The organism is Actinomadura latina NBRC 106108 (assembly GCF_001552195.1).
GTDB classification, from domain to species: domain Bacteria; phylum Actinomycetota; class Actinomycetes; order Streptosporangiales; family Streptosporangiaceae; genus Spirillospora; species Spirillospora latina.
The window spans coordinates 30524-50545 of record NZ_BCQS01000026.1; the positions used below are offsets into that span (position 1 = coordinate 30524).

22 protein-coding genes are annotated in these 20022 nt (G+C 68.1%); 2 read left to right on the forward strand and 20 right to left on the reverse strand.

Annotated features, from left to right (window positions below; translation table 11 throughout):
* Positions 1 to 251 precede the first annotated feature (251 nt).
* The 19 genes from AL2_RS37725 to AL2_RS27270 form a co-directional block, all read right to left on the reverse strand.
* Entirely contained in the window at positions 252 to 746 is a 495-nt protein-coding gene (locus AL2_RS37725) for a hypothetical protein (protein WP_067638440.1), read from the reverse strand.
* Positions 747 to 749: 3 nt separating this feature from the next.
* The gene (locus AL2_RS27185; protein ID WP_067638445.1) at positions 750 to 1553 is read right to left on the reverse strand and encodes a phosphotransferase family protein; all 804 of its coding nucleotides are present in this window, start codon (positions 1551 to 1553) and stop codon (positions 750 to 752) included.
* Positions 1554 to 1571: 18 nt separating this feature from the next.
* Positions 1572 to 2126, reverse strand: coding sequence for a glycine-rich domain-containing protein (locus AL2_RS27190; RefSeq protein ID WP_067638447.1), 555 nt, complete (start codon positions 2124 to 2126; stop codon positions 1572 to 1574).
* A gap of 121 nt (positions 2127 to 2247) precedes the next feature.
* The gene (locus AL2_RS27195; protein ID WP_083946953.1) at positions 2248 to 3126 is read right to left on the reverse strand and encodes a carbon-nitrogen hydrolase family protein; all 879 of its coding nucleotides are present in this window, start codon (positions 3124 to 3126) and stop codon (positions 2248 to 2250) included.
* Positions 3054 to 5468, reverse strand: a complete 2415-nt coding sequence (locus tag AL2_RS27200; RefSeq protein ID WP_067638451.1) for a site-specific integrase — start codon at positions 5466 to 5468, stop codon at positions 3054 to 3056. The genes AL2_RS27195 and AL2_RS27200 overlap by 73 nt, the downstream gene beginning before the upstream one ends.
* Positions 5465 to 5794, reverse strand: coding sequence for a helix-turn-helix domain-containing protein (locus AL2_RS27205; RefSeq protein WP_067638453.1), 330 nt, complete (start codon positions 5792 to 5794; stop codon positions 5465 to 5467). The genes AL2_RS27200 and AL2_RS27205 overlap by 4 nt, the downstream gene beginning before the upstream one ends.
* Complete coding sequence (locus AL2_RS27210; RefSeq protein WP_245666971.1) at positions 5791 to 6840, reverse strand: tyrosine-type recombinase/integrase; 1050 nt, start codon at positions 6838 to 6840, stop codon at positions 5791 to 5793. The genes AL2_RS27205 and AL2_RS27210 overlap by 4 nt, the downstream gene beginning before the upstream one ends.
* Before the next feature lie 251 nt (positions 6841 to 7091).
* On the reverse strand, positions 7092 to 8027 hold the full coding sequence (locus tag AL2_RS27215; RefSeq protein ID WP_067638455.1) for an endonuclease/exonuclease/phosphatase family protein: 936 nt from the start codon (positions 8025 to 8027) through the stop codon (positions 7092 to 7094).
* Between the two features lie 101 nt (positions 8028 to 8128).
* Complete coding sequence (locus AL2_RS36790; RefSeq protein WP_083946954.1) at positions 8129 to 9520, reverse strand: BldC family transcriptional regulator; 1392 nt, start codon at positions 9518 to 9520, stop codon at positions 8129 to 8131.
* Positions 9517 to 10881: an acyl-CoA dehydrogenase family protein gene (locus AL2_RS27225; protein WP_245666973.1), complete on the reverse strand. Its 1365-nt coding sequence runs from the start codon at positions 10879 to 10881 to the stop codon at positions 9517 to 9519. The genes AL2_RS36790 and AL2_RS27225 overlap by 4 nt, the downstream gene beginning before the upstream one ends.
* Positions 10882 to 10964: 83 nt before the next feature.
* Positions 10965 to 11546, reverse strand: coding sequence for a GAF domain-containing protein (locus AL2_RS27230; protein WP_067638459.1), 582 nt, complete (start codon positions 11544 to 11546; stop codon positions 10965 to 10967).
* Positions 11543 to 12184 carry a GTP-binding protein gene (locus AL2_RS27235; RefSeq protein WP_067638461.1) on the reverse strand — a complete coding sequence of 214 codons (642 nt, stop codon included), beginning with the start codon at positions 12182 to 12184 and terminating at the stop codon, positions 11543 to 11545. The genes AL2_RS27230 and AL2_RS27235 overlap by 4 nt, the downstream gene beginning before the upstream one ends.
* Complete coding sequence (locus tag AL2_RS27240) at positions 12174 to 12578, reverse strand: DUF742 domain-containing protein (protein WP_083946956.1); 405 nt, start codon at positions 12576 to 12578, stop codon at positions 12174 to 12176. The genes AL2_RS27235 and AL2_RS27240 overlap by 11 nt, the downstream gene beginning before the upstream one ends.
* Positions 12579 to 12607: 29 nt before the next feature.
* The gene (locus AL2_RS27245) at positions 12608 to 13042 is read right to left on the reverse strand and encodes a roadblock/LC7 domain-containing protein (protein ID WP_168444558.1); all 435 of its coding nucleotides are present in this window, start codon (positions 13040 to 13042) and stop codon (positions 12608 to 12610) included.
* Positions 13043 to 13150: 108 nt separating this feature from the next.
* Positions 13151 to 14647: a sensor histidine kinase gene (locus tag AL2_RS39875; RefSeq protein WP_157438403.1), complete on the reverse strand. Its 1497-nt coding sequence runs from the start codon at positions 14645 to 14647 to the stop codon at positions 13151 to 13153.
* Positions 14644 to 15474, reverse strand: a complete 831-nt coding sequence (locus AL2_RS27255) for an SAM-dependent methyltransferase (protein ID WP_067638467.1) — start codon at positions 15472 to 15474, stop codon at positions 14644 to 14646. Before AL2_RS27255 ends, AL2_RS39875 begins: the two co-directional genes overlap by 4 nt.
* Entirely contained in the window at positions 15471 to 16307 is an 837-nt protein-coding gene (locus AL2_RS27260) for an SAM-dependent methyltransferase (protein ID WP_067638468.1), read from the reverse strand. Before AL2_RS27260 ends, AL2_RS27255 begins: the two co-directional genes overlap by 4 nt.
* Positions 16304 to 16522: a hypothetical protein gene (locus tag AL2_RS37735; RefSeq protein WP_157438404.1), complete on the reverse strand. Its 219-nt coding sequence runs from the start codon at positions 16520 to 16522 to the stop codon at positions 16304 to 16306. The genes AL2_RS27260 and AL2_RS37735 overlap by 4 nt, the downstream gene beginning before the upstream one ends.
* Positions 16523 to 16737: 215 nt before the next feature.
* The gene (locus AL2_RS27270) at positions 16738 to 16986 is read right to left on the reverse strand and encodes a hypothetical protein (protein WP_067638470.1); all 249 of its coding nucleotides are present in this window, start codon (positions 16984 to 16986) and stop codon (positions 16738 to 16740) included.
* Positions 16987 to 17053: 67 nt separating this feature from the next.
* Between AL2_RS27270 and AL2_RS27275 the strand changes: the two genes are divergently transcribed.
* Both AL2_RS27275 and AL2_RS27280 read left to right on the forward strand, forming a co-directional pair.
* Positions 17054 to 17509, forward strand: a complete 456-nt coding sequence (locus tag AL2_RS27275; RefSeq protein ID WP_067638697.1) for a hypothetical protein — start codon at positions 17054 to 17056, stop codon at positions 17507 to 17509.
* A gap of 24 nt (positions 17510 to 17533) precedes the next feature.
* On the forward strand, positions 17534 to 18883 hold the full coding sequence (locus AL2_RS27280) for an NsdA family TPR-like regulatory protein (RefSeq protein ID WP_210747768.1): 1350 nt from the start codon (positions 17534 to 17536) through the stop codon (positions 18881 to 18883).
* Between the two features lie 129 nt (positions 18884 to 19012).
* Here AL2_RS27280 and AL2_RS27285 read toward each other — a convergent pair whose 3' ends face one another.
* Positions 19013 to 19588, reverse strand: a complete 576-nt coding sequence (locus tag AL2_RS27285) for an NUDIX hydrolase (protein ID WP_245666975.1) — start codon at positions 19586 to 19588, stop codon at positions 19013 to 19015.
* Positions 19589 to 20022 lie beyond the last annotated feature (434 nt).

Consider the following 20022-nt stretch of genomic DNA (forward strand, 5'->3'; position numbering starts at 1 on the left):
CTATCGGGCCATCGGTGGTCCTGCGTATCTGCTTGCCTGGGAGCAGCATCCAGACCGCACGTGGTGGGCTCGTCTTCTCTGGCTTGAGATCCGTCGGGACGGCCAGGTGGGTCGTCATGCACGTGTGGCGGCCGGTGAGGTCGCTCCGATTGCCGGGCAGGACTACAGCAGGGTCCCGCGCGAGCGGCTGGAATCACGGCATCGTCCGCCCAGCGACCCCACTGATCCTCGCGACCCGGTCAACCGGGCCATCAGCCGGAATCGAGGGCAGGAGCGGTTTCGGCAGGCGGTTGAGCGGGGTCTCCGTCGGCGGCCGGAGCCGGATTTCTGACAATGTCTTCTTGCGCCCGCGCTAGGAGCGTGGCGGCCACGGCGATCTGGTGCCGCGGGAAGGTGATCGAGGTCCAGAAGTCCGGGTCTCGGTCCTTGACCACCGGGGACAGCTTCCAGTCGCCTGTGCTGGTCACCTCGACCAAGGCGTCCAAAAGGCGTGGGGCCTGGTCGGCTCGGACGATCAGCCATGCGCGCCCCATGGTGCGCGCGGCGATGCGCGGACGGTCGGCTTCGGGTGCCCGGGTGCCGCCTTGCAGTACGGCTTCGCCTGCGTCCTGGCAGGCCACCTTGGTCTGGAATCCGAGTCGCCATAGCTGTTGGACGAGCGGGACCATCTCCACGTCGATGCCGACCCGCTGGCCGTCCGGCGTGGTGAGGGGCTCGGTGGGGTGGAATTGCGTCCAGGCGGTCATGGGCTAACTCCTCAGCCGGTAGTTCGCCCAGCGTTGGGTCAGGTCGGCGTGCTGCCGGACCCAGGAGTCGTCGCGTTCCTCGCTGGTGGTGCGCCACTGCTGGGCGAATGCGGCGGTGAACATGTCGATGTCCGCTGCTGGGGCTTCGGCCCAGGAGGGGAACTGGGAGACCCACTGGTCGGCGGCTTGGGGCGTGTGGCCGGCCTTGAGTAGCCACGGGACCAGCAGCGCCAGTTCGAGCCAGGCGGTTCCGCGTGAGACGAACGCCCAGTCGACCAGGTAGGCGCGGCCGTCCGGGGTGATGATGAAGTTGTCTTCGTTCAGGTCGGTGTGGAGCAGCGCGTTGCCCGCCAGCCGGGTCGCATCGTCGGCGTACCTTTGCCAGCGTCGTTCGCCTAGCAGCCGCAGGGTGTCGGGGCAGGGGGCGTTCTGGATGGCGTGGATGGTCTTGGCCAGCATCTCCAGGTCGGGTGATCCTGGGGTGAAGTCGGCGGGGCGTCCCTGGATGTGGTCGAATCCGAGTGCGAGCCACTCCCCGGCTTCGGCCTGCCATAGGAGCCGGGGAGCGAACTCGGACACCACGGGGTTGACGGAGGCTTCGCGGCGCAGCGACATGACCTCGGGACCGTCCCTGTCCGCCAGCTTGCGGGCGGCCTTCACGAAGACCGGTCCGCCGGCGGTGTGCAGGGTGGAGGCGATGTCCGCATGGTTTCCGGTGCGGGCGGGTTCGATGCGGCTGATCGGGCCGGTGTTTGCCTCGATCTGGGTTCGCAGGTCACCGGGCAGGTCGGTCCAGGCGGTACGCACGCGCGCCCCTTTCCTCTGTCAGATGCGGATGGTGAGCGGGGTGTCGTTCGGCAGGAAGCCGTTCCAGTCCAGCAGGGCGCGCCAGTCTCGTCCGCCCTGGTCGTTGCATTCGGGCGGGCAGCAGCTGGTGCCGGCCTCGCCCTCCCAGAACTGCGGGTCGACGTAGTAGCCGGTGGCGTGGAGCTGCGGGATGGTGCGGGCCAGGGCGGCGCCGGACCGGATGTCGTCGTCCATGACCGGCCGGTGGTGGATGAACGAGTCGGCGAGCAGATAGCTCATGGGAACGTACACCTCGGTGCGCTGCAGGCTCAGGTGCCACGCCTGGTCCACCGGCGGGGTCGGGACGATGCGAACGTAGTTGCGCGGGTCCTTGCGCTCGGCGCGACGGACGTTGCCGACGGCCTTGAGGAACAGGAGGTTCTGGCCGACGACGCGCTGGCAGTAGTCGTGGGTGGCGTGCGTGGTCTTGCGGACGTCGTCCACCAGCAGCGCGAACGCTGCGGCGGGGATCAGTTCGCGTGGGTCTCGGCCGATCTGCTCGACCTGGACCGGCCTTTCGGGAGTGATGGTCATGGTGACCTCCATGGCGCGCCTGATGAGTGTGGTCCGACGCCCCGGTCCTGCGCGCCTGTCAGCGGGGGCGTGGAGCTTTGGTGAGGTGCTGCGACCCTCGACCTAACGGCACCGTTGGGTATCAGAACTCTCCGAATGCCTGCCGCGTGGTGCGGCCTTGGTAGCGGAGGTGGATGATGTCGCGTCGTCGCTGACCGAGATACCAGGTGCTGGCATCGTCGGGATCGATGGTCGTTTTGAGCAGGCCGGTCTGGTTGGGGGGTAGTTCAGCGAGGGTCTGTCCTCGTGGGGAGATGATTGTGGTGGGGCAGTGCTGGTTGGGGTCGGCGATGTTGGCGGCGAGGACGAACCGCTGGTTCTCGGCTGCGCGGCTGATGAGGTGGCTTTGCCAGACTCCGGGGGGTTCGATGGGGTTGGCGGCGTTGGTGAGGTAGATGAAGGCTTGTGCTCCTGCGTCGGCCAGGTGCTGCCACTGCTCGGGGAAGCGGATCTCTCGGCAGATCTGGACACCGACGATGAGAGGGCCGTCGGCCAGCTCGAGGCGGAGCGGGGTCAGTTCGCCGCCGGCTGCCAGGCGGCTCCGCTCATTCATTGCCAGGTTGATCTTCCGGTAGGTCCATCTGGTGCCATGCGGTGAGAAGTAGAGGGCGGTGTTCCACCAGGCACCGTGTTCAAAGAGCAGGGAGCCGCAGAACAGGTGGATGGCTCGTTGGCGTGCCAGATCGGTGAGATGGTCGATGGCGTATCCGAGAGCAGCGAGATCGAGATGGTCGAGGACGGAGAGATCGGAGCCGTAGCCGGATAGGGCGCCTTCGGGAATAACGACGATCTCGTCGGGCATGGTCTCAGTGAGGATTGTGGCGATGGCCGATAGGTTCCGTTCGATGTCCCAGGTGATAGGGAATTGTGCGACTGCTATCGACGCTTTCACGGGTGCTGCTTTCGGAGGCTGACGTCGGCGGCGTAGGTCATCCAGTCGCCGGCGGAAGCGCGCTGCCATCGGACGGCGACTTGGATGTGGATGCCGAGCATGCGGGCGAGTATCGCGGCGGGTAGTTGGGTGGCCAGGGTGAACAGGGCGGTGGAACGGGCGCGGGTGGGTTGGATGCCGATGGTGATCAGGCGTTGGCGCAGTTGTCCCGCGCTGATGGGGTGACCGTGTCGTCGGCCGGGGAATAGCCAGCGCGGCGCGTTGGGCGCATCGATGAGGGTGCCCGGTCGGCGGTCGTTGACCAGGTCCAGGACGAGATCGCCGACTGGTTCGGGCAGCACGATCGGGACGGCGCCCAGGCGAAGAGTAACGCTGTCGCCTTGGGTGTCGACGTCCTCGGTGGTGAGTCGGCTGATGGTGCTCAGGTGCTGGGCATAGAGCAGGAGCAGCAGACCAGCGACGCGGTCGCGGGTGGTCAGGTTGTCGTCGCGCAGGAGCCGACGCGCGTCGTCCCAGCGTTTGTCGATGTCGTGGGGGCCTCGTGGTCCTGCCCACCCGGTGGTGGGGAGCGCCAGACTGGCGGAGTGCCGGTGAGTGACGGCCCAACGGATAAAGTGGGCGGTCTGGTCTCGATAGGTGACCTGACCGGATGCCCATCGGTCAAGGTCGAGTTGGGTGCATCCGGCGAGGCTGAGGTTGTGTTCGGTCAGCCAGTCCAGGAAGTTGATGGCGGCGATGAGATGGCCGCGGATGCTGAGTTCCTGGTTGCGGGTGGTGTGGGCCGCCGTTCCCAGCCGTTGCCTTAGCCGCCTGAGATGGTGCCAGATCGCGTATCCGTGCAGGATGCGCCGCTGGTCGCGGTCTTGGCGGGAGGCCAGCGCCGTTGCGATCCAGTGCTCCAGCTTTATGAGCCTTTCATCACGGCCGGGCAGCGTGCCGGTGGCGACCAGGGCGCTGCGGATGTGGGCGAGGGTCTTGCTGGCCGGTAGTTCGTCCAGGATCTCGTGTGTGAGTTGGCGGGAGTCGAGACCCAGTTCAGTGAGGATCGCGCTGACCTGGGGACGGCTGATCCATAGCATGACGATGTCGGGGCGTTGGACGTCTTGGAGTGCTTTGTGCAGTGGGGCCAGGGCGGCCCGGACCTGGCCGGTGCCGCCACCAAGGAGTTCGCGTGCTCGCTGGTCAAGAGTGCAGCGTTGGCAAGGGCGCGTGTTCAACTGCCAGGTCTGCTGGCAGCTCGGGCAGCAAACCCAGAAATCGGGGTCGGGGTTGACGCATCTGGCGCACAATGGCGCCTTGAGTGTGCCGCCGCGCAGAGGGCCGACGACCCGGCAGGCGCTGCACCGGATCCATCGCTGCTTGCACCGTGTGCACCACGGCTGACCGGTGGCCCGGGATGTCTCGCATTGTGCCTGCCGTCCGCAGATTCCGCAGGCCGTGACGTGCCGGATCCGGCATGTCGAGCACCGTGGGCCTTCCGGTGTGCGAATCGCGACCGGCCGGCGGCGGCCGCAGGCAGAGCATTCCTCGGCGTTGATCGGGTCGCTGGTCAGGCACTTGGCGCACAGGGCTGCGCCGTCGGCATCGCGGGTGGCGGGTTCCCGGACATCGCCGCAACGTGAGCAGGCGATGGCAACGGCCTGTGCGTAGCAGGCCCGGCAGACCCGCCGTCCTGTGAGCCGTGCCGGCAGCGCCTTCACGTGGCCGCATCGTGGACAGGCCGGCCGCACGATTTTGGTAGCGCCGGCGGCGAAGAGTTCGGCTATGAACCGCAGCACCGCCGGGGTGGGGGCGTCGGCGCCGGCTCCGGTGAGAAGAGCGGGGTTGGCCTCGATGGCCCAGGCCAGACGGCGCTGCCCGCCAGGGTGGACCAGGGTCCGCTGGACAGCGGAGGCGATCGTGTCCGCGCTCAGCTCGGGATCGATCGTGCTGACGATGCGCGTCAGTGTCTCTATCGGGTCACCATCGGTGTCGGGACAGCTCTCGCATCGTGGCCGGCCGTGCCGGTCACGAGTGACCGCGGGCCGGCTCTTGCCGCAGCCACCGCAGACCTGCGGTCTGACCGAACACGGCGAACAGCCCCAGAGCCCGCCGCCCAGACTGCGCAGCGACCGCAGCTGCCGACCGCACCCTCCACACACCGGCGCGGCAACATCGCGGGCGCCGGCAACCCGCAACGCCAGCAGCAACTCGCCCGCCGACCGCGGTGCTGGAGATGCGCCGCTGGTCAGGACGTGCGGGTTCTCGACGAGGAAACGCGCGAGACGTCGGCGTTTGGCGCGTCCTCCCGCAACCGCGGTGACCACCTGGCAGATCCGGTCGGCGTCCAGACCACGCTCGATGGTGGACACCAGATCGACGATGACCTCGATCGGGTCATCGACGACTTCGTCGTCCAGGGCAGTGCTCATTCTCCGACCGGGGTGATGCGGGCGCGTCTGGGCCGAAGGCTTCCGACCCCGGTACCGCCACCGGCCGCTCTACTCTTCTTGACCGTGCCGGCGGCAGCGGTGGGTTCGATGAGGTCCTCCATCGTGCAGTCCAGAATGTCCAGCAGAGCCATCAGGATCTTCAGGCTGAGCCGCTCGGGCCGTTCCACGACCAGCCGGTAGACCTGACTGGACGACAACGTGATGCCCCGCTCCGCGAGCGGTTCGAGCAGATCGGTGGTCGAGAACATGTCACGGGTCGCCATGACCTGCCGCAGGTGCCACCGGTAGTCGAGTTTGCCTGTCATCGACGTCCTTCCTGTCCGGCCCTGCTTTCCTTGCGGGTGTCGAATGCGGGAGCCAGGGCACGTTTGAGTGCGGTGTTCATGAAGTCGTCGCTGACGTGGGTGTAGATGGCAGTGGAACTGTCGCACTCATGGCCGACTTGCTGCTGGATAAAGCGCCGATCGACAGCATCCTCAGTCAGATGCGTGACGTATGAGTGCCTTAAGGAATGAGGAACGAGACTTCTCGGCAGCTTCAATGCGTCCCGGTAAGTGATGAACCGGGCGTTGATCTCGGCAGGTTTGACCCGGCCACCCCGCTCAGTCAGCCACAACGCCGGATGGCCTTCATAGCCGAACCGCGGCCGAACGTTCTCAACGTAGTCGGCAACTGCCTCCACTGCCCATTCCATCACCGACAAGACGTTCCGGCGTCGCGGAGCCTGCCCCTTCTTCGCCTTCCCGTAGCGAACGTTGAGCATGCCGTACGGGCCGAACTGTGCTGCTTGGGGGTTCCGCCCGAAGTCGACCACATCTAGCTTGGAGGTCTCGGTTCGACGAAGGCCCCACCCATAAACGACCTTGAACAGGGTAGCGTCACGATAGGCGGCAAGCGCTCCCTTGCGCTTTGCTCGGACCGCACGTTCAACCTGGTCATCGGCATAGTCCAGGAAACGCTGCAGTTCCTGCCGGGTGAAGGGTCTTGCTTCGGGGTTGCCCTCGTAGTCGTTGAGGTGGGCGATGGTGTTCCACTCGTGACAGATCGCCACCGGATGAGTGCCAAAGGCTTTCTCGCATGCGGGGCCCCAACCGTAACGGCCATCGACCAGAAACTCGGTGAACAGACGCACATCGCCCTGGTAACTGCGGATGGTGGAGGGCGCCAGATGCCGCTCGCTTGTGAGGTAGACCGACCACTCGTCCATGTGCACCGGGGACCACTGCCATGGGTACTCGTTCACCCATGCGTGGAAGCGACGAATCAGCTTTTCGCGGTCGGCGACCGTATCGTCCTTCAAGCCTCGTGCTTTCTGCTGAGACCGCCACCCTCTCAGCATCGCGTCGAACATAGTGTCCTCGGGTCGTAGCTGCGTCACCCCGGAGACGAGCTCCAAACGAGCCGCTCCGGCAAGGGTCATCTTCCGCTGTTGCGCCACTCCAGGCCATCCCTTCTGGAGGGCTGATCATGCATCAGACGGGATGGACCTGGCAAACCTCCTGTTCAATCAGGTAGACGTAGACGCCTTCAGGCCAGTCCCGTACCGGCTGCGAACTGCCGACCTGCGACTTCTCGCCCATCTGATGCAATTCCCGAGCTTCGTCAGATGTCGACCGTGACGCTGATGCGTTTGTGGTCGGAGTCGGGATGCTCGGGGTCGCGGAAGTCGTGGACGTGGTAGGAGCCGGGCACGTAGGCGTCGGCGAGGGGGTCGTTGAGGAGGATGCCGTCGATCGCCAGGCACTGGTGGCCGTTGGGCCGCTCGATCTGGGTCGGGGTGTAGTCCTTGGCCATGTCGGCGACATGGTGGAAGCCGATGCCGCCCTCCCGCTGCTGCGTGGCGGGGTTCCACCATCCGCAAAGCGCGTCCAGGGCGCGGGTGTCGTAGACGTGCGGGCCCGCCTGTTCGGGGCCGCCTTTCCACTGGACGCGGTAGTTGATCGCGCGCGGGTTGTGGAGACCGGGCTTGTTCATGTCGGTGGGCTCGAAGTGGGGGCCTGAGGGGACGGTGTTCCAGTCGCCCAGCAGCGCGCACGGGATCGCCGGGTCGGCGAGCCGGTCGAAGCGCCGGTTGTCGGCGAGGCGGGTGTCGCCGGAGTAGATGTCGCCGTGCGTGGCGGCGATCCGGATGGGATCGGTGCGTCCGGGGAGGGTGAACAGCAGCAGGTTGCGGTTGCGGGAGGCGAAGTCGGGCAGCCGGTGGGAGTAGAACCGGCGGACCACAACCTTTTGCGGGTTGACGTAGATGACGGGGGCGAACATGCCCCATTCGCGGGGCAGTGAGCATGGGTGTGGGACATAGGCGGGTCCGCCCGCGTCCCGCAGCGCGGCGGCGGCCTCGTAGGCGCCTTCCATGCCGTTGAGTTCGTAGCGGTCGCCTTCGCCGATGACGAGGATGTCGGGCCAGTCCCCGTCGTGCAGCATCCCGGTGACCCGGTCGTAGTCGTAGGGGCCGCCGTCGCCGGAGTAGGCCGAGTAGCCGGTGGTTGTGCGTCCGCCGTGTTCGATGTTGACGTAGCTGAGCCGCAGGTGCGTCATCGGTGGAGCTCCCTTCGTAAGAGTGAGGCCGGGTCGGCTGGTCGTGGGGGTCCAGCCGGGCTCATGTCGCGATCGCGCGGGACGCTGCGGGGATGGGGCCATCACGTCCTGGCGACTGCGCATCGTGCGTCGGTCTTGGTGGGGTCCTGCGGGGAGGGGCCGGGTCGCCAGAGTGCGGGCGGTACCAGACCTGGCTGGACGGGCACCAGGCCGGTGAAGAATTCCGCGATCCGCGCCGGGCTGCGAAGCCGGTACGGAGTGGCGCTGGTGGCGTTGTAGGTCTCTTGAGCCCAGGTGAGTGCGGTGCTGGTGGTGGTCGCGTCGCTGAGCGCCAGGTAGCTGCCCGGTGGCAGGTCGGCCATCAAGCGGCGCACGACCGCGTGCGCGTCGTCGGTGTTGTCGATGTGCCCCATCACCCCGATCAGCAGGAGGGCGACCGGCTTGCCGAGGTCCAGATGGCGGGCGGCGCCGGCCAGGACGGTTTCGGTGTCGGCGACGTCGGCGCGGACATGGCCGACCCCACAGCCCGGTTCGCTGTTCAGCAGCGCCCGGATGCGGGTACTCACGAGCGGGTCGTTGTCTACGTAGACGGTCCTGGCGTAGGGGGATGCCGCGCCTGCGGCAAGGTGGGTGTTGGTGGTACCGGTACGGTGACCGGTCGCCGGGAGGCCGCAGCCGATGTCGATGAACTGCCGCACTCCTTGGTCAGCGAGGTATTGGATCGCCCGGTGCTTGAAGCCGCGCTGCGCCGCCACCAGATGCGCGAGGTTGGGATAGAGCTCCTGGAAGGTGTCGGCGGCCTTCCGGTCGGCCTCGTAGTGATCGATGCCGCCCAGGAGGTAGTCCCAGACTCGCGCTGAATGCGGTACCGACCTGTTGACGTCGTCCAAGCTGGAAGCCGGAACGTCAGAGCTCGACGATGCTTGCGATGTGGCAGGCGCGTCGCAGCCCCCTTCACTGACTACGACGCCGCCGACGTCGGTGTCCTGGTCACCTCGGGCCGTGTCCGGAAGCGGCGGTAGTTCGGAGGCAGTCGTGTCCGGGCGCAGGAGCCCTGCGGTGCTCAGCACCGCGGAGGCGTAGTCGAGCAGTTGCGCGGCGCATGCCTGGTGGATCGCGCGGCCGAAGCCCCCGAGTTCCGCGGCGATGCGTTTCCACTCGATGTCGGTCAGGTCGCGTCGCGCGAACCGGGTGAACCATGCGCGGTCCAGGACGGCGACGGCGAGGCCGTACCGGTCGGCCATTTCCAGCAGTGCGCGGGTGGCATCGCCGTCGTAGTAGGTGTCGACCAGCGTCTCCAGCCGGGTGTGCCGACTGGAGCACCTCTCGGCGCTGAGCAGCTCGTAGACCTCGCTCGCGCGGTAGCGGCGGTGGCCGCCCACCGTCTGGATCGAGGAAAGCTTCTTCTGCCTTGCCCAGCGGGTGACGGTCTTGGCGTCCACTCGGAACAGGGCGGCGACCTCGGCGGGCGTGAGCAGCTCAGGTGAAGTCATGGGACCGGTTTCGACGAAGGGAAGGGGGCGCGGTGCGGCCCCGGACTCGGGGGCCTGATGACGGTTCCGGGAGCCGCACCGCAGGTCAGGGAACAGGGCGTCGTCATTGCTGGGATGGTGCCCACCACGCGGTCATGCGGCGGGCTCTCGTGCGGCGGCGGGTGGGGGGACGGAGGGCGCAAGGCCGTCACGTGGGCCAGGCGAACCGACCACTGGCCCTTGCCGGTGCCCAAGGCGGACTCGGCCAGACGCCGCAACTGGATGTCGCCGGTCCCGGCTGGAGCATCCATGTGGAAAGCGTCCCGGACGAGGCGCTCGATGGGACGGTCACGCCGCAGCCCGGCCGCCGCGTGAATCTTCATCGCCGCCAGGGCCGACTCCCACAGCGACTCCACGCCCCGGTACTTGGCGCTGATCAGTTCGTCATCGCAGGGCTGCCCGAGATCGAGCATGGCGACGGCCTGGTAGGCCAGTGCGCGAGCGGTCATCAGCCGCTGCTTGATCTGCCCGATCCGCTGCCCAACCGTGGCCAGCTTGGCCAGCGGCTCGCCGCGGCGATCGCGCTGTGCGGCGAAGGCGACGGTCTCGTCCAACAGCGCCTGATGGATGCCGAGCGCGACCGCGGTTAGGTTCGGCCGTCCGTACAGGACGGACGAGCTGTAGGCGACATCCAGCCCCTCACCTTCAGCGCCGATCATGTTGGCCGTCGGCACCCGGACGTCCCGCATGACCAGGTCACCGAAGCTGAACCCGTGCAGTCCCAAGCACGGCTCGTACGGGACGAGCCGCACGCCGGGCCGGTCGTGTTCGACCAGGAACGCCGACAGGCTCCGGGAACGACCCTCCGGCGGGCCGGTGCGGACAACGACGCCGTGGACATGTCCCACATGCGAATTGCCGACGTAGAGTTTCCGACCGTTGAGCACCCATTCGTCGCCGTCGCGGTGGGCGCTGGCCTGCATGTCCAGCACGTTCCCGCCCGATCCTTCTTCGGTCACCGCGATGGTCGGCAGGCACTCGCCCGCAGCGATCGGCGGCAGCCACCGCCGCTTCTGCCGCTCGGTACCGAAGTGCAAGATCTTGGCGGCGCCGAGCTGGGACGCCTGGACCATGGCACCCATCGCCCCCGACACCCGTGCCAGCTCCTCGATCACGATGGTCTTGGCGAGATGACCGGCGCCCATACCGCCGTACTCGCGAGGGATGGTCACCCCGATCCACCCCTGCCGGGCGATCAACGCGGACGTCTCGACATCGACGGCTTGGGCGGACTCCATGCTGGCCACACGCGGCGCGATCTCGTGGGCGGCGAAAGCCCGGACGGTTTCGCGAAGCTGGTGATGGTCGTCGGTCTCGAACACGGTCACATCCCCTTTCACATGGTTGGGGTCGCTGCCGGATGATCGGCCCCGGCAGCCGCCTCGCTGCGGCTGGTGGTCGGCCGTTAACGGGAGCCGGCGCGGTCACCGCCTGCGCCAGCGCGCTGCGGGAGCAACTCCATGAGTGCGTCGCGGTGTCGTTTGATGAGGGCGAGCGAGGTTTGGCCGGTGTCCTTGGGGAGGGGATCGGCGCCGATGACGCAGACGGTGCCCAGCACCGTGCCGGTGGGTTCGTGGATGAGCGGAGCGCCGGCGTAGGTGCGGACACCGAGCTTGTCGACCACCGGGTTGGACGCGAAGTGCGGGTTGGCGCACACGTCGGTCAAGATGAGGGCCTTGGTGCGGTCGAGCATCTCGGGGCAGAACCCGTGGTCGGGGCGCATGGTCCGGTCCACCGCGCGCATGCCGGGCGGGTTGTGCAGCCCGACGAACGTCTGCTCCTCACGCAGGAACAGGTTCACCATCGCGTACAGGTTCTGGCCGCGGTCGCCGAGTTCGTCGGCGAAGGCATCGGAGATCTGGGCGGCGAACTGGTCGAACCCGGCGTCCGGTGCGCCCACGCCAAGTTCCGCCAGCAGCTTCAGGCGCTGCTCGGCGGTGTCGTGCCAGGTGGGGACGGGCAGGCCGGCGTCGGCGTCATACCTCATGCGGATGCTCCGTGGGCGAGTGGCTGGTGCGGCTGCTCGGGCCGCGGCGGGTGGGTGAGCGCGTGGTCGATCAGGGCGAGCAGCACGGTGATGGCCGAGCGCGCATCGCGCGCGTCGCAGCGCACGACCGGCACGTGGCCGGGGACGTCGAGGGCATGGCGGACCTCGGCGCGCGAGTAGCAGTGCGGGGCGTCGGCGAACTCGTTGATCGCGATGACGAACGGGATGCCGCGCTGCTCGAAGTAGCCGACCGGCCCGAAGCTGTCGCTCAGCCGGCGGGTGTCGACCAGCAGCACGGCTCCGACCGCGCCGACGACCAGGTCGTCCCAGGTGAACCAGAAGCGGTCCTGGCCGGGCGTGCCGAACAGGTAGAGCACCATCTGCTGCTGGTCGAAGGTGAGGCGGCCGAAGTCCAGCGCGACGGTGGTGGTGGTCTTCTCATCGACCCCCACCAGGGAGTCGATCCCGTCGCTGACCACGGTCAGGCACTCCTCGGTGGCGAGCGGCTCGATCTCGCTGACCGCGCCGATCAAGGTGGTCTTGCCGACCCCGAACCCGCCACTGACGATGATCTTCACGGCGGAAGGCGCGGGGTTCCTCCGGCCGGGACCGGAGGGCTGGGCGCGGTCAGGCGACATCGGACAGCCTCGTTTCCAGTCCGGAACGCAACGCCTCCAGCAGTTGCAGGTGGTCGGACGACCCGGGTCCGGGAGCGGCCATAACCAGTGCGCCACGGTCGATCAGATCGGACAGGACGATCTTGGTTGCCTGGACCGGGAGGCCGAGGCGGGCGGCGATCTCGGCGACCGGGCAGGGCCGCTCCCGGCACAACTCGACCGCCCGGGAAGACTCAGGGCCCAGTCCTTGGACGCGTGCGGTGTCCGCCGCCTCCAGCAGCGTCACCAGCCGCATCGAATGCTGCGGGCGGGTCCGGCCGCCGGTGATCGCATACGGACGCACCTCCTCGGCGTCATAGGTCTGCCAGGCCTGGTCCCACTCGACGGAACTGGACGGACCCGTCACCGCCGCCATGCCGTCGGGATCTGCCGGCCTGGGCGTGTTCATCGGTCCCCGCCGGTGCGCCGGCCGCCGCGGGTCGCGGTGACCAAGTGCTCGGCCACGCTCTTGACCAGCAGACTCATCTCGTAGCCGACAACGCCGGGGTCGGCGTCCGGTTCGGCCAGGACTCCAAGCACGCTCCCGACGAGCCCGGATTCGGCGCCCGGCCCGGCAACGACGGCGTGATCGGCGCTCACGATGAACACCAGGACGCTGTTGTCCTCGATGATGATCTGCCGGAACACGCCGTCCTGGGTCCCCGCGACAGTGGCGGCGGACCGGGCCAGCGAGTGCAGGCTGGACATCCACGCGGCCGCCCGGTCGACCCCGGCGGCGTCCAAGCCCGACACCGCCATCTGCAGCCCGTCCCGCGACACCAGCACGGCGCCGGTGACACCGGCGACTCGGTCGGCGAACTCCTGAAGAAGCCAACTCAAGCCCTCGGCCGCCGGAACTGGTGCAGGCGGAAGCGGCGGGGGCGCGGGCGTTGTCATCTATGCCTCTCCGATATGTCGTGGAACGGTCGTGTCCAGGGGGTGGTGGGGTCAGTCCGGCTCTGGCTCGTCGGTGCGGTCGGGGATCTGCGCCTCCTGGCCGCGCCGGACACCGGTGGCGAATCGGGCTAGCAACTCCGGCGTCGGCGGCCGAGCCGCCACTGGTGCCGCAGCGGATGCCTCGTCGTCCGGCTGCGGCACGCTTCCGCCGACAGCACGCGCCCTGGTACGCCGGGGGAGTGGAGGCCGACCGCCTTCTGACGGCGCCGTCAGAGAGGCGGGTACCACCGAGGCTGGCGGCATGGAGCGATCAACCGCCGACCGGCCGTCCAGGACGGCGGCGCCCGTCGGGGACGAAGTGGGCAAAGACGGAGCCGGTGCCAGGGAGCCCGAGCTGGCGGCCGGAAGGGGAACGCGGCGGCGCGGCGACGCCTGCCGTAGCGCAGCAGCGGAGGCCGACAGCGTCAGCAGCGTGCGCGGCAGGACGACCAGAGCGCGCATCCCAGGCGCCTGCGGATGCAACTCGATCTCGATGCCGTGCCGCGCGGCCAGCCGGGCCGCAACAAGAAGACCCACCTGTCCCTGCCTGACCTGCTCACGCGAGCTGATCTGGAAAGGGGCGGCCAGGATCCGCCGCAGCCCGTCCAGCTTGTCCGCCGACAGCGCCAGGTCGCCCTGGTCACGGACTTCCACACCCAGCCCGCCGGGCGCCTCGACCGTCACCATCCGCACCGTGGTGTCCGGACGGGAGAACCGGGTGGCGTTCTCCACCAGCTCCGCCAGGATGTGGATCACGTCCGGGCCCGCATACCCCGGGACCTCCACATCGTCATCGGGCAGCGTCAGCCGGACCCGCTGGAACGCCTCGACCTCGGCCATCGCCTGCCGCAGCACCGTCGAGATCGGCATCGGCGCAGAGGCACGGCGGGCCGTACGGCCCCCGAGCACGGCCATCCGCTCGGCCGCACGGCGCAACTGCGTCGCCAGATGGTCGATCCCGTACAGGTCGTCGAGAAGATCGGGATCTTCCAGGTTCCTCTCCGTGGCCTTCAGCTGCACCAGCATCCGGCTCACCAGCGAATGCACCCGGTGCCCGACATAGACCAGAACCTCACTGTCGGGTTCCTCCGCAGCGCCCGGCCGGGTGACCGGCGCGTGCACTAGGCGGGCACGGGCCCGCAGGTCCGCCGTGATGGCCGCGACGATCTGCTCCGCGGTGTCGTCGTAGGCGCCGGCCGGGCGGAACGGCTGAAACCAGCGAGCCCCGACCTGCGGGTGACCGGAGAAGGGCCGTTGCCAATGCCAGTACAGGCCGTCCAACCCTGCGGCAGGCAGCAGGAACACCGTCCGGCCGGCATACGGGTGGACGTCCACACGCTGGGCCGTCACCGCCATCACACCCACCGGGACACCGGCGTTCGGCGCCGCCGACGCACGCAGCCCGCGCGCGGTGAGGCGACCGACCAGCTCGCGTGCGTGCTCACAGGCCTGCGCAGACAGTTCCTCGCCGCCGATTAGAGCCGGTGCCCGAAACGGTGGAGTCGTCATGGCAACACCCCGACCCCGCACCACAGATCGACCGAAGTGGGAACCGGCCACGGCCCAAGATCCGGCCGCCACGCCGGTGCCGACACCAGCCCCGGCGGCATCACGGCCATCCCGGCGCAGAACGTCTCAAGAGCTGCCGGGCTGCGGACGCACGGCGGGCCGGGGCTGATACCGGCGCACATGCTCCCGAGCGCGGCGAGGCCACGGTCGTGCTCGGCGGTCAGGTGACAGAACGCGATGTGGCTACCGGCCGTCAACGCCGTCCGGAATGCGGTGACGGCCGCGACCGCCTGCGGATCGCCAAGGACGTCCAAGCTGTTGAGCAGCAGCACGGCCACCGGCCGATCCAAGTCCAAGGTCTCGGCAGCGCCCTCCAGTACCGCGCGGGGATCACTCAGCCCCGCCTTCACGAACCCGCAGGCACCGCCAACGTCGTTGCTGAAGAAGACGTTGGCGTAAAGCATCACGAGCTCGTCGGCATCGGCGTACACCACACGGGTGCCCAGGTTGATCGACTGGGCGATGGTGTGGACCTCGTTGTGCATCGGCATGTCGACGCCGACGATGAGCACCTGATCAAGGCCGAACTCACCGACCAGGGCCCGCACCACCCGAGCCCGGAACGCTAGCCGGTGCCGGGCCAGCGAAGTGATCTGCGGGAACCGCGCCTCCACCGCCTCGCCGACGGCGCGATCGGCCGGGTTGAAATCTTTCCCGCCACCCCAGAACGCCCACAGCCGCGCCATCGCCGCGCGGTCGGAGTCGTATCCGCCGCTGAGCTCACGCTCTGCGGCGCGCCAGTCGTATGCCATTTCGCCGCCGCTCACCGGTCACCACCCGATGCGAGACACGACCGGCGACGGGGAAGCACAGCGGCCATCCCGACGACGCGGACGGTCTCGTAAGAGGGACCCTCGTAGCTGCCGTCGACCGACCAGTGCTGGACGGGGACCAGGCCGGGCGGAGTGACGATGTCCCATCCGCGCGCCAGTGCCCGGATCTCCTCGTCCGACCGGAAGATGATTTGGCTGGACGCCCCCTGGTACGCCTTGGTCATCCCGCTGATACGGGCACCTTCGGTCTTCGTCGAGGTCGCATGCGAAACGACCACGACGCTGCCGGGGGCAAGACGCTCCCGCAGACCAGCCATGACCGCGTCGGCACCCGGCACGAAATGCAGGACAGCAGCCAGGACCACCACCATCGGCTCGGACATGACGATGAGGTCGGCGACTTCGGGGTGAGCGAAGATGCCGTCGAGGTCGGTGACATCGCCGCGCAGAACACCGCCGTAACCGGTCCGGAGCGCTCGCGCGTGCGCGAGGACGACCTCGTCATGGTCGAACGCCAGGACGGTCGCGCCGCCAACCGCGGCCAGGACGCACGTCTCCACCGAAGGGATCGGAACGTCGTCAACGATGCCCACCCCGATGTCGACGACCTGCCGGATCTTGTGTGTTGTGACGGCCCAGGCTGCGGCACGGCCGGCGAATCGCAGGTTCTCCCGCGCAACGGCCGGTGCGTCCGGCGCCGACCGGATGACCTTCAGCGCGGCCTCCCGATCCACGTCCGACCAGGCCTTGCCGCCGAGGAAGTAGTTGTAGACGCGAGCCGTGGACGCGCGGCGGTAGTCCAGGCCCGGACTGTCGGTCCCGGTCACGGCTTCACCAGCTCGATCAGCTTGGCGCGGAGCTCGGCAGCGGTGTCGGCGTCAATCAGGTTCGGCTCGTTGAACAGCTCGCGAGGCACCGGGAACAGTTGCGCCCACCAACGGCCATCAGTGGAGCAGATGATGTTCCAACCAGGGAACTCCCCCTTCAGTTCGGCCTTGGCCTCCTCGTTGGGGACGGTGCGGGCGTGCGATGTCGTGGTCATCGGGATCTTCCTGGCGGGGGTGGCGAAGGTGTAAGCGGTGGCGAAGACCCGGTGCGTGGCTTGCAGTTCCCGGCCGCTTCCGCTGTGCGTAGGGAAGATGTGGCTGCTCCGCCTGGCCCCAATACGCCTTGACCAAGCGGTGACCCAGTAGGCCCCAGCCGCTTCCGAGGAGGCCAAGCTGGTGTTCCGACGGACGGCCAGTGATCCGAGCGCGGTCATCGTGGGCCTCCGATCGGCACGCTCATCAGGAACGCGAGCCGGTCAGCGGTTGCATGCTCGTCTTCCGGCCGGCCGATCTCATATCCCCAGCCGGTCACATAGCAGCCGGCGGTACTGCAGGTGATGACCTCCTGCTGGGCACGCGAAAGCGGAGTGCTCACCCGCAGCGGTCCGTCGGGCGCCTGCAGCGCCGTTGCCAGCCCGCGCTCCCGCAAGAGGCTGGCAAGCTGAGTCAGCCTCACCATGCGATCGAGTGAACCGGGCTCGCCAAGGCGTGCGACAGATGACATTTGGTGACACATGGAGTGCGAGATGCCGCAAGCTGTGACGATCACCGGTACACGTTCGACCGGCCACCGAAACCTGGCCGAGTACCGGGAGCTCTTTGAGGACTACGTGCGTCCCTTCGCGCAACCTGGTGTGCGTTTCCATCTCGGCGGTGCGTCGGGGATCGACTCGCTCGCCCTGCTCTGGCTAGCGGGTGAGACGGACACCGAACTGGTGGTCGCAGTCCCAGCGAAATTGGCCGACCAACCCGCTGACGCGCGCCACGCCGTCGAAACCGCTCGCGTGGCCGACCGGCTGACCGACCTTGTCGAACTCGGAGGCCAGACTCGCACCGCCGGTTACCACGCACGCAACCGCTGGATGGTGGACCGGTCGCAGCTGACGATCGGATTTCCGCACACCGCCTCGGGCGGCGGCACCTGGTACACCCTCGACTACACCGCCAGCCAGGACAAACCCCGGTTGATAGTGCCAGTGTGAGGGCTCGGATGCTCTACTGCGTGTGTGGACACCCAACGGAAAGTCGGCGCACAAGCTTTGCGACGACTTCGGGTGTCACGCGGATGGTCCTGGTCGGACCTCGCCACCCAGCTGCGCGCCCTGGCCCGCACGTTGCGCATCACCCGGATCGCGACCATCCAGCCGTCCAGCATCCGCCGCAGCATCGCCCGCTGGGAATCGGGCGCCAGCACCCCCGATGAGCAGTACCGGCTGCTCCTCGGCCACGCCTACGCCCGCACCCCACTCGGCACGGTGGCGCTCGGCCCTGGCTCGGACTTCTGTGAACTGCTGGACGCACTCGCTCAGTTCGGCCTGCCCGACGAGCAGCTCGCCGACCTAGCGGACACAGTGAGATCTGCGGCGAGCAGCTCGGGCATGAACCTGCTGGCATTCGTGAATGGAACACTGCGCGCCGATCTGGCCGCCGCGCTGGCCCGCCCCGAGGGCGCCAGTCCGGAGTTGCTGGCCAGCCTGGAGGCGGCCATCGACACCGTCGACGCTCAGATCGGCGCCGTGCCTTTCGCCCGGCTCCACCTCGCCCAGGCCGTGATCGTGGACGCCTGCCGATACTTATGGCAAGGCGAACACCCCGCCCCGCTCCAAGCGAAGCTGCGCGCAGTCACCGCCCGGACATACGCCCTGGCCGGCAGACTCGCCTTCGAGACCCACGACGATGCCACGGCGCTCGCGTTCTACGACGAGGCGGTGACGGCCGCAGGTGGAGCCGATCTGTCCCGACGAGCCCTCATCCGCTCCAGCCAAACGATGGTCGTCTATTACGCCACCGGTGACATCCAGCAGGCCCGCCGTATCGCTGACGCCGCTGTCCAGGACGCTCGCGGTGGCGACAGCGTCCTGATGCGCGCACGCGCCCACGCCCTGCAAGCCGAAATGGCCGCTCGCCACACCCAACACCGCCACGCCCAGGTGGCGCTACACCTGGCCTGGCACGACCTGGACGCCGACACCACCGACGACCCGATGACCGGTGTGTTCTCCCGCGGCAGACTCCGCGGCTTCGAAGGCATCTGCGGCATCTTCCTCGGCCGAGCCGAATCCGCCGAGCGCCAACTGGCCACGTCCGCCCGAACCCTCACCGGCTCGCGGCACGCCGTCCAACGCGCGATCGTGCTCACCGACCGAGCACTTGCACGCCTGCGCGCGGGCGATGCCGGCGCACCAGAAACCGCAGCAGAGCAACTCCACGAATGCGTCGACCTGACCGCCACCACCCGCGGCCGAGTACCGGCACAGCGACTACGCCAGGCACGCCTGGAACTACGCCCCTGGCGAAGTGAACCATTTGTCGCCGACCTCGACGACCACATCCACACCGCCCTGATCGGCATATGACCACGGGACCGGCCTCCCGGGACCGCACAAAAAATCGCCGTGCTGGCAATAGGGCTGGCCACACCGTTACATCCGTGACCTGGTTCGCACGCTCCATCCCCTACGAATCCGAACAGGCCGTGCGTGAACTCATGGACCATGCGGAGGAACGCCTGCCCGCGCTGCGAGTCCGTTGAGAACGGCCATTACGGTCGCGGCCCCCAGAATCTCGCCGCGCTGTATCCGCTGGTGGGCCTCATCAAGCGGCATCCAGCGGACGGCCTCCGCTTCGTCCACGTGGGGCTCCCCGACGAGCTCGGCGCCGCGGGCAAGGTACAAGTCCTGCGGGGCGTCCGCAGAACCGATCATGGGCTGGAACGAGAAGAGGAACTGCAGGTTCTTCGGCCGCCACCCGGTCTCTTCCTCCGCCTCCCGAGCCGCAGTGGCAGCCGGATCCTCACCGGGCTCGGCGTACCCGCCCGGCACCTCCCAGTCCCACTGATCGATGATGAACCGGTGCCGCCAGATCAGGAGGATGTTGTCGCCTTCGTCATCAAGGACGGCCGTCATGACGCATCGGGGCACACGGAAGACGTACTGCTCGAACAGCACACCGTTGGGCAGTTCGACGTTGGCGATCGAGACCTGAATGTGGCGGTTCGCGTCCACGACCCGTTCGCCGTGGACGATCCACTTGGTCCGTTCGGTGGTGCTCTTACGCGTCACCGGCACGACGGTAGCAACCATCCCCAACCGACCAGTGTGATGGAGTCGTCCCCTCACTATGCTCAGACGCTTCTCACGGCCGCCAGGTATAAGTCACCGGACGTAGGCGCTGAGCCCTTGGCCTGGAGACGCCGGGGCAGGTATTCATGGCAGACCATCGCGGGGTCGATGAGGACTGACTACGTCCGACGGGGTGGTGGGGTGCACGTGCGGGTTGTGAGCCCTCGCAGGAGCGATGGGCATGCCATGTCCCTCGTCGAGCAGGCCGGCGGCCGCCGCGATGACGTCGCGAACCCCTCGCAGGGGCGATGAGGACGGGCGCGGCGGCGTATTGCGGGTCGAAGGCCACGCTGTTGCGAACCCTCACAGGGGCGATGAGGAAGCGATCATGGAAACCGGCGCAACCCCCGTCTTCTGGTTGCGAACCCTCACAG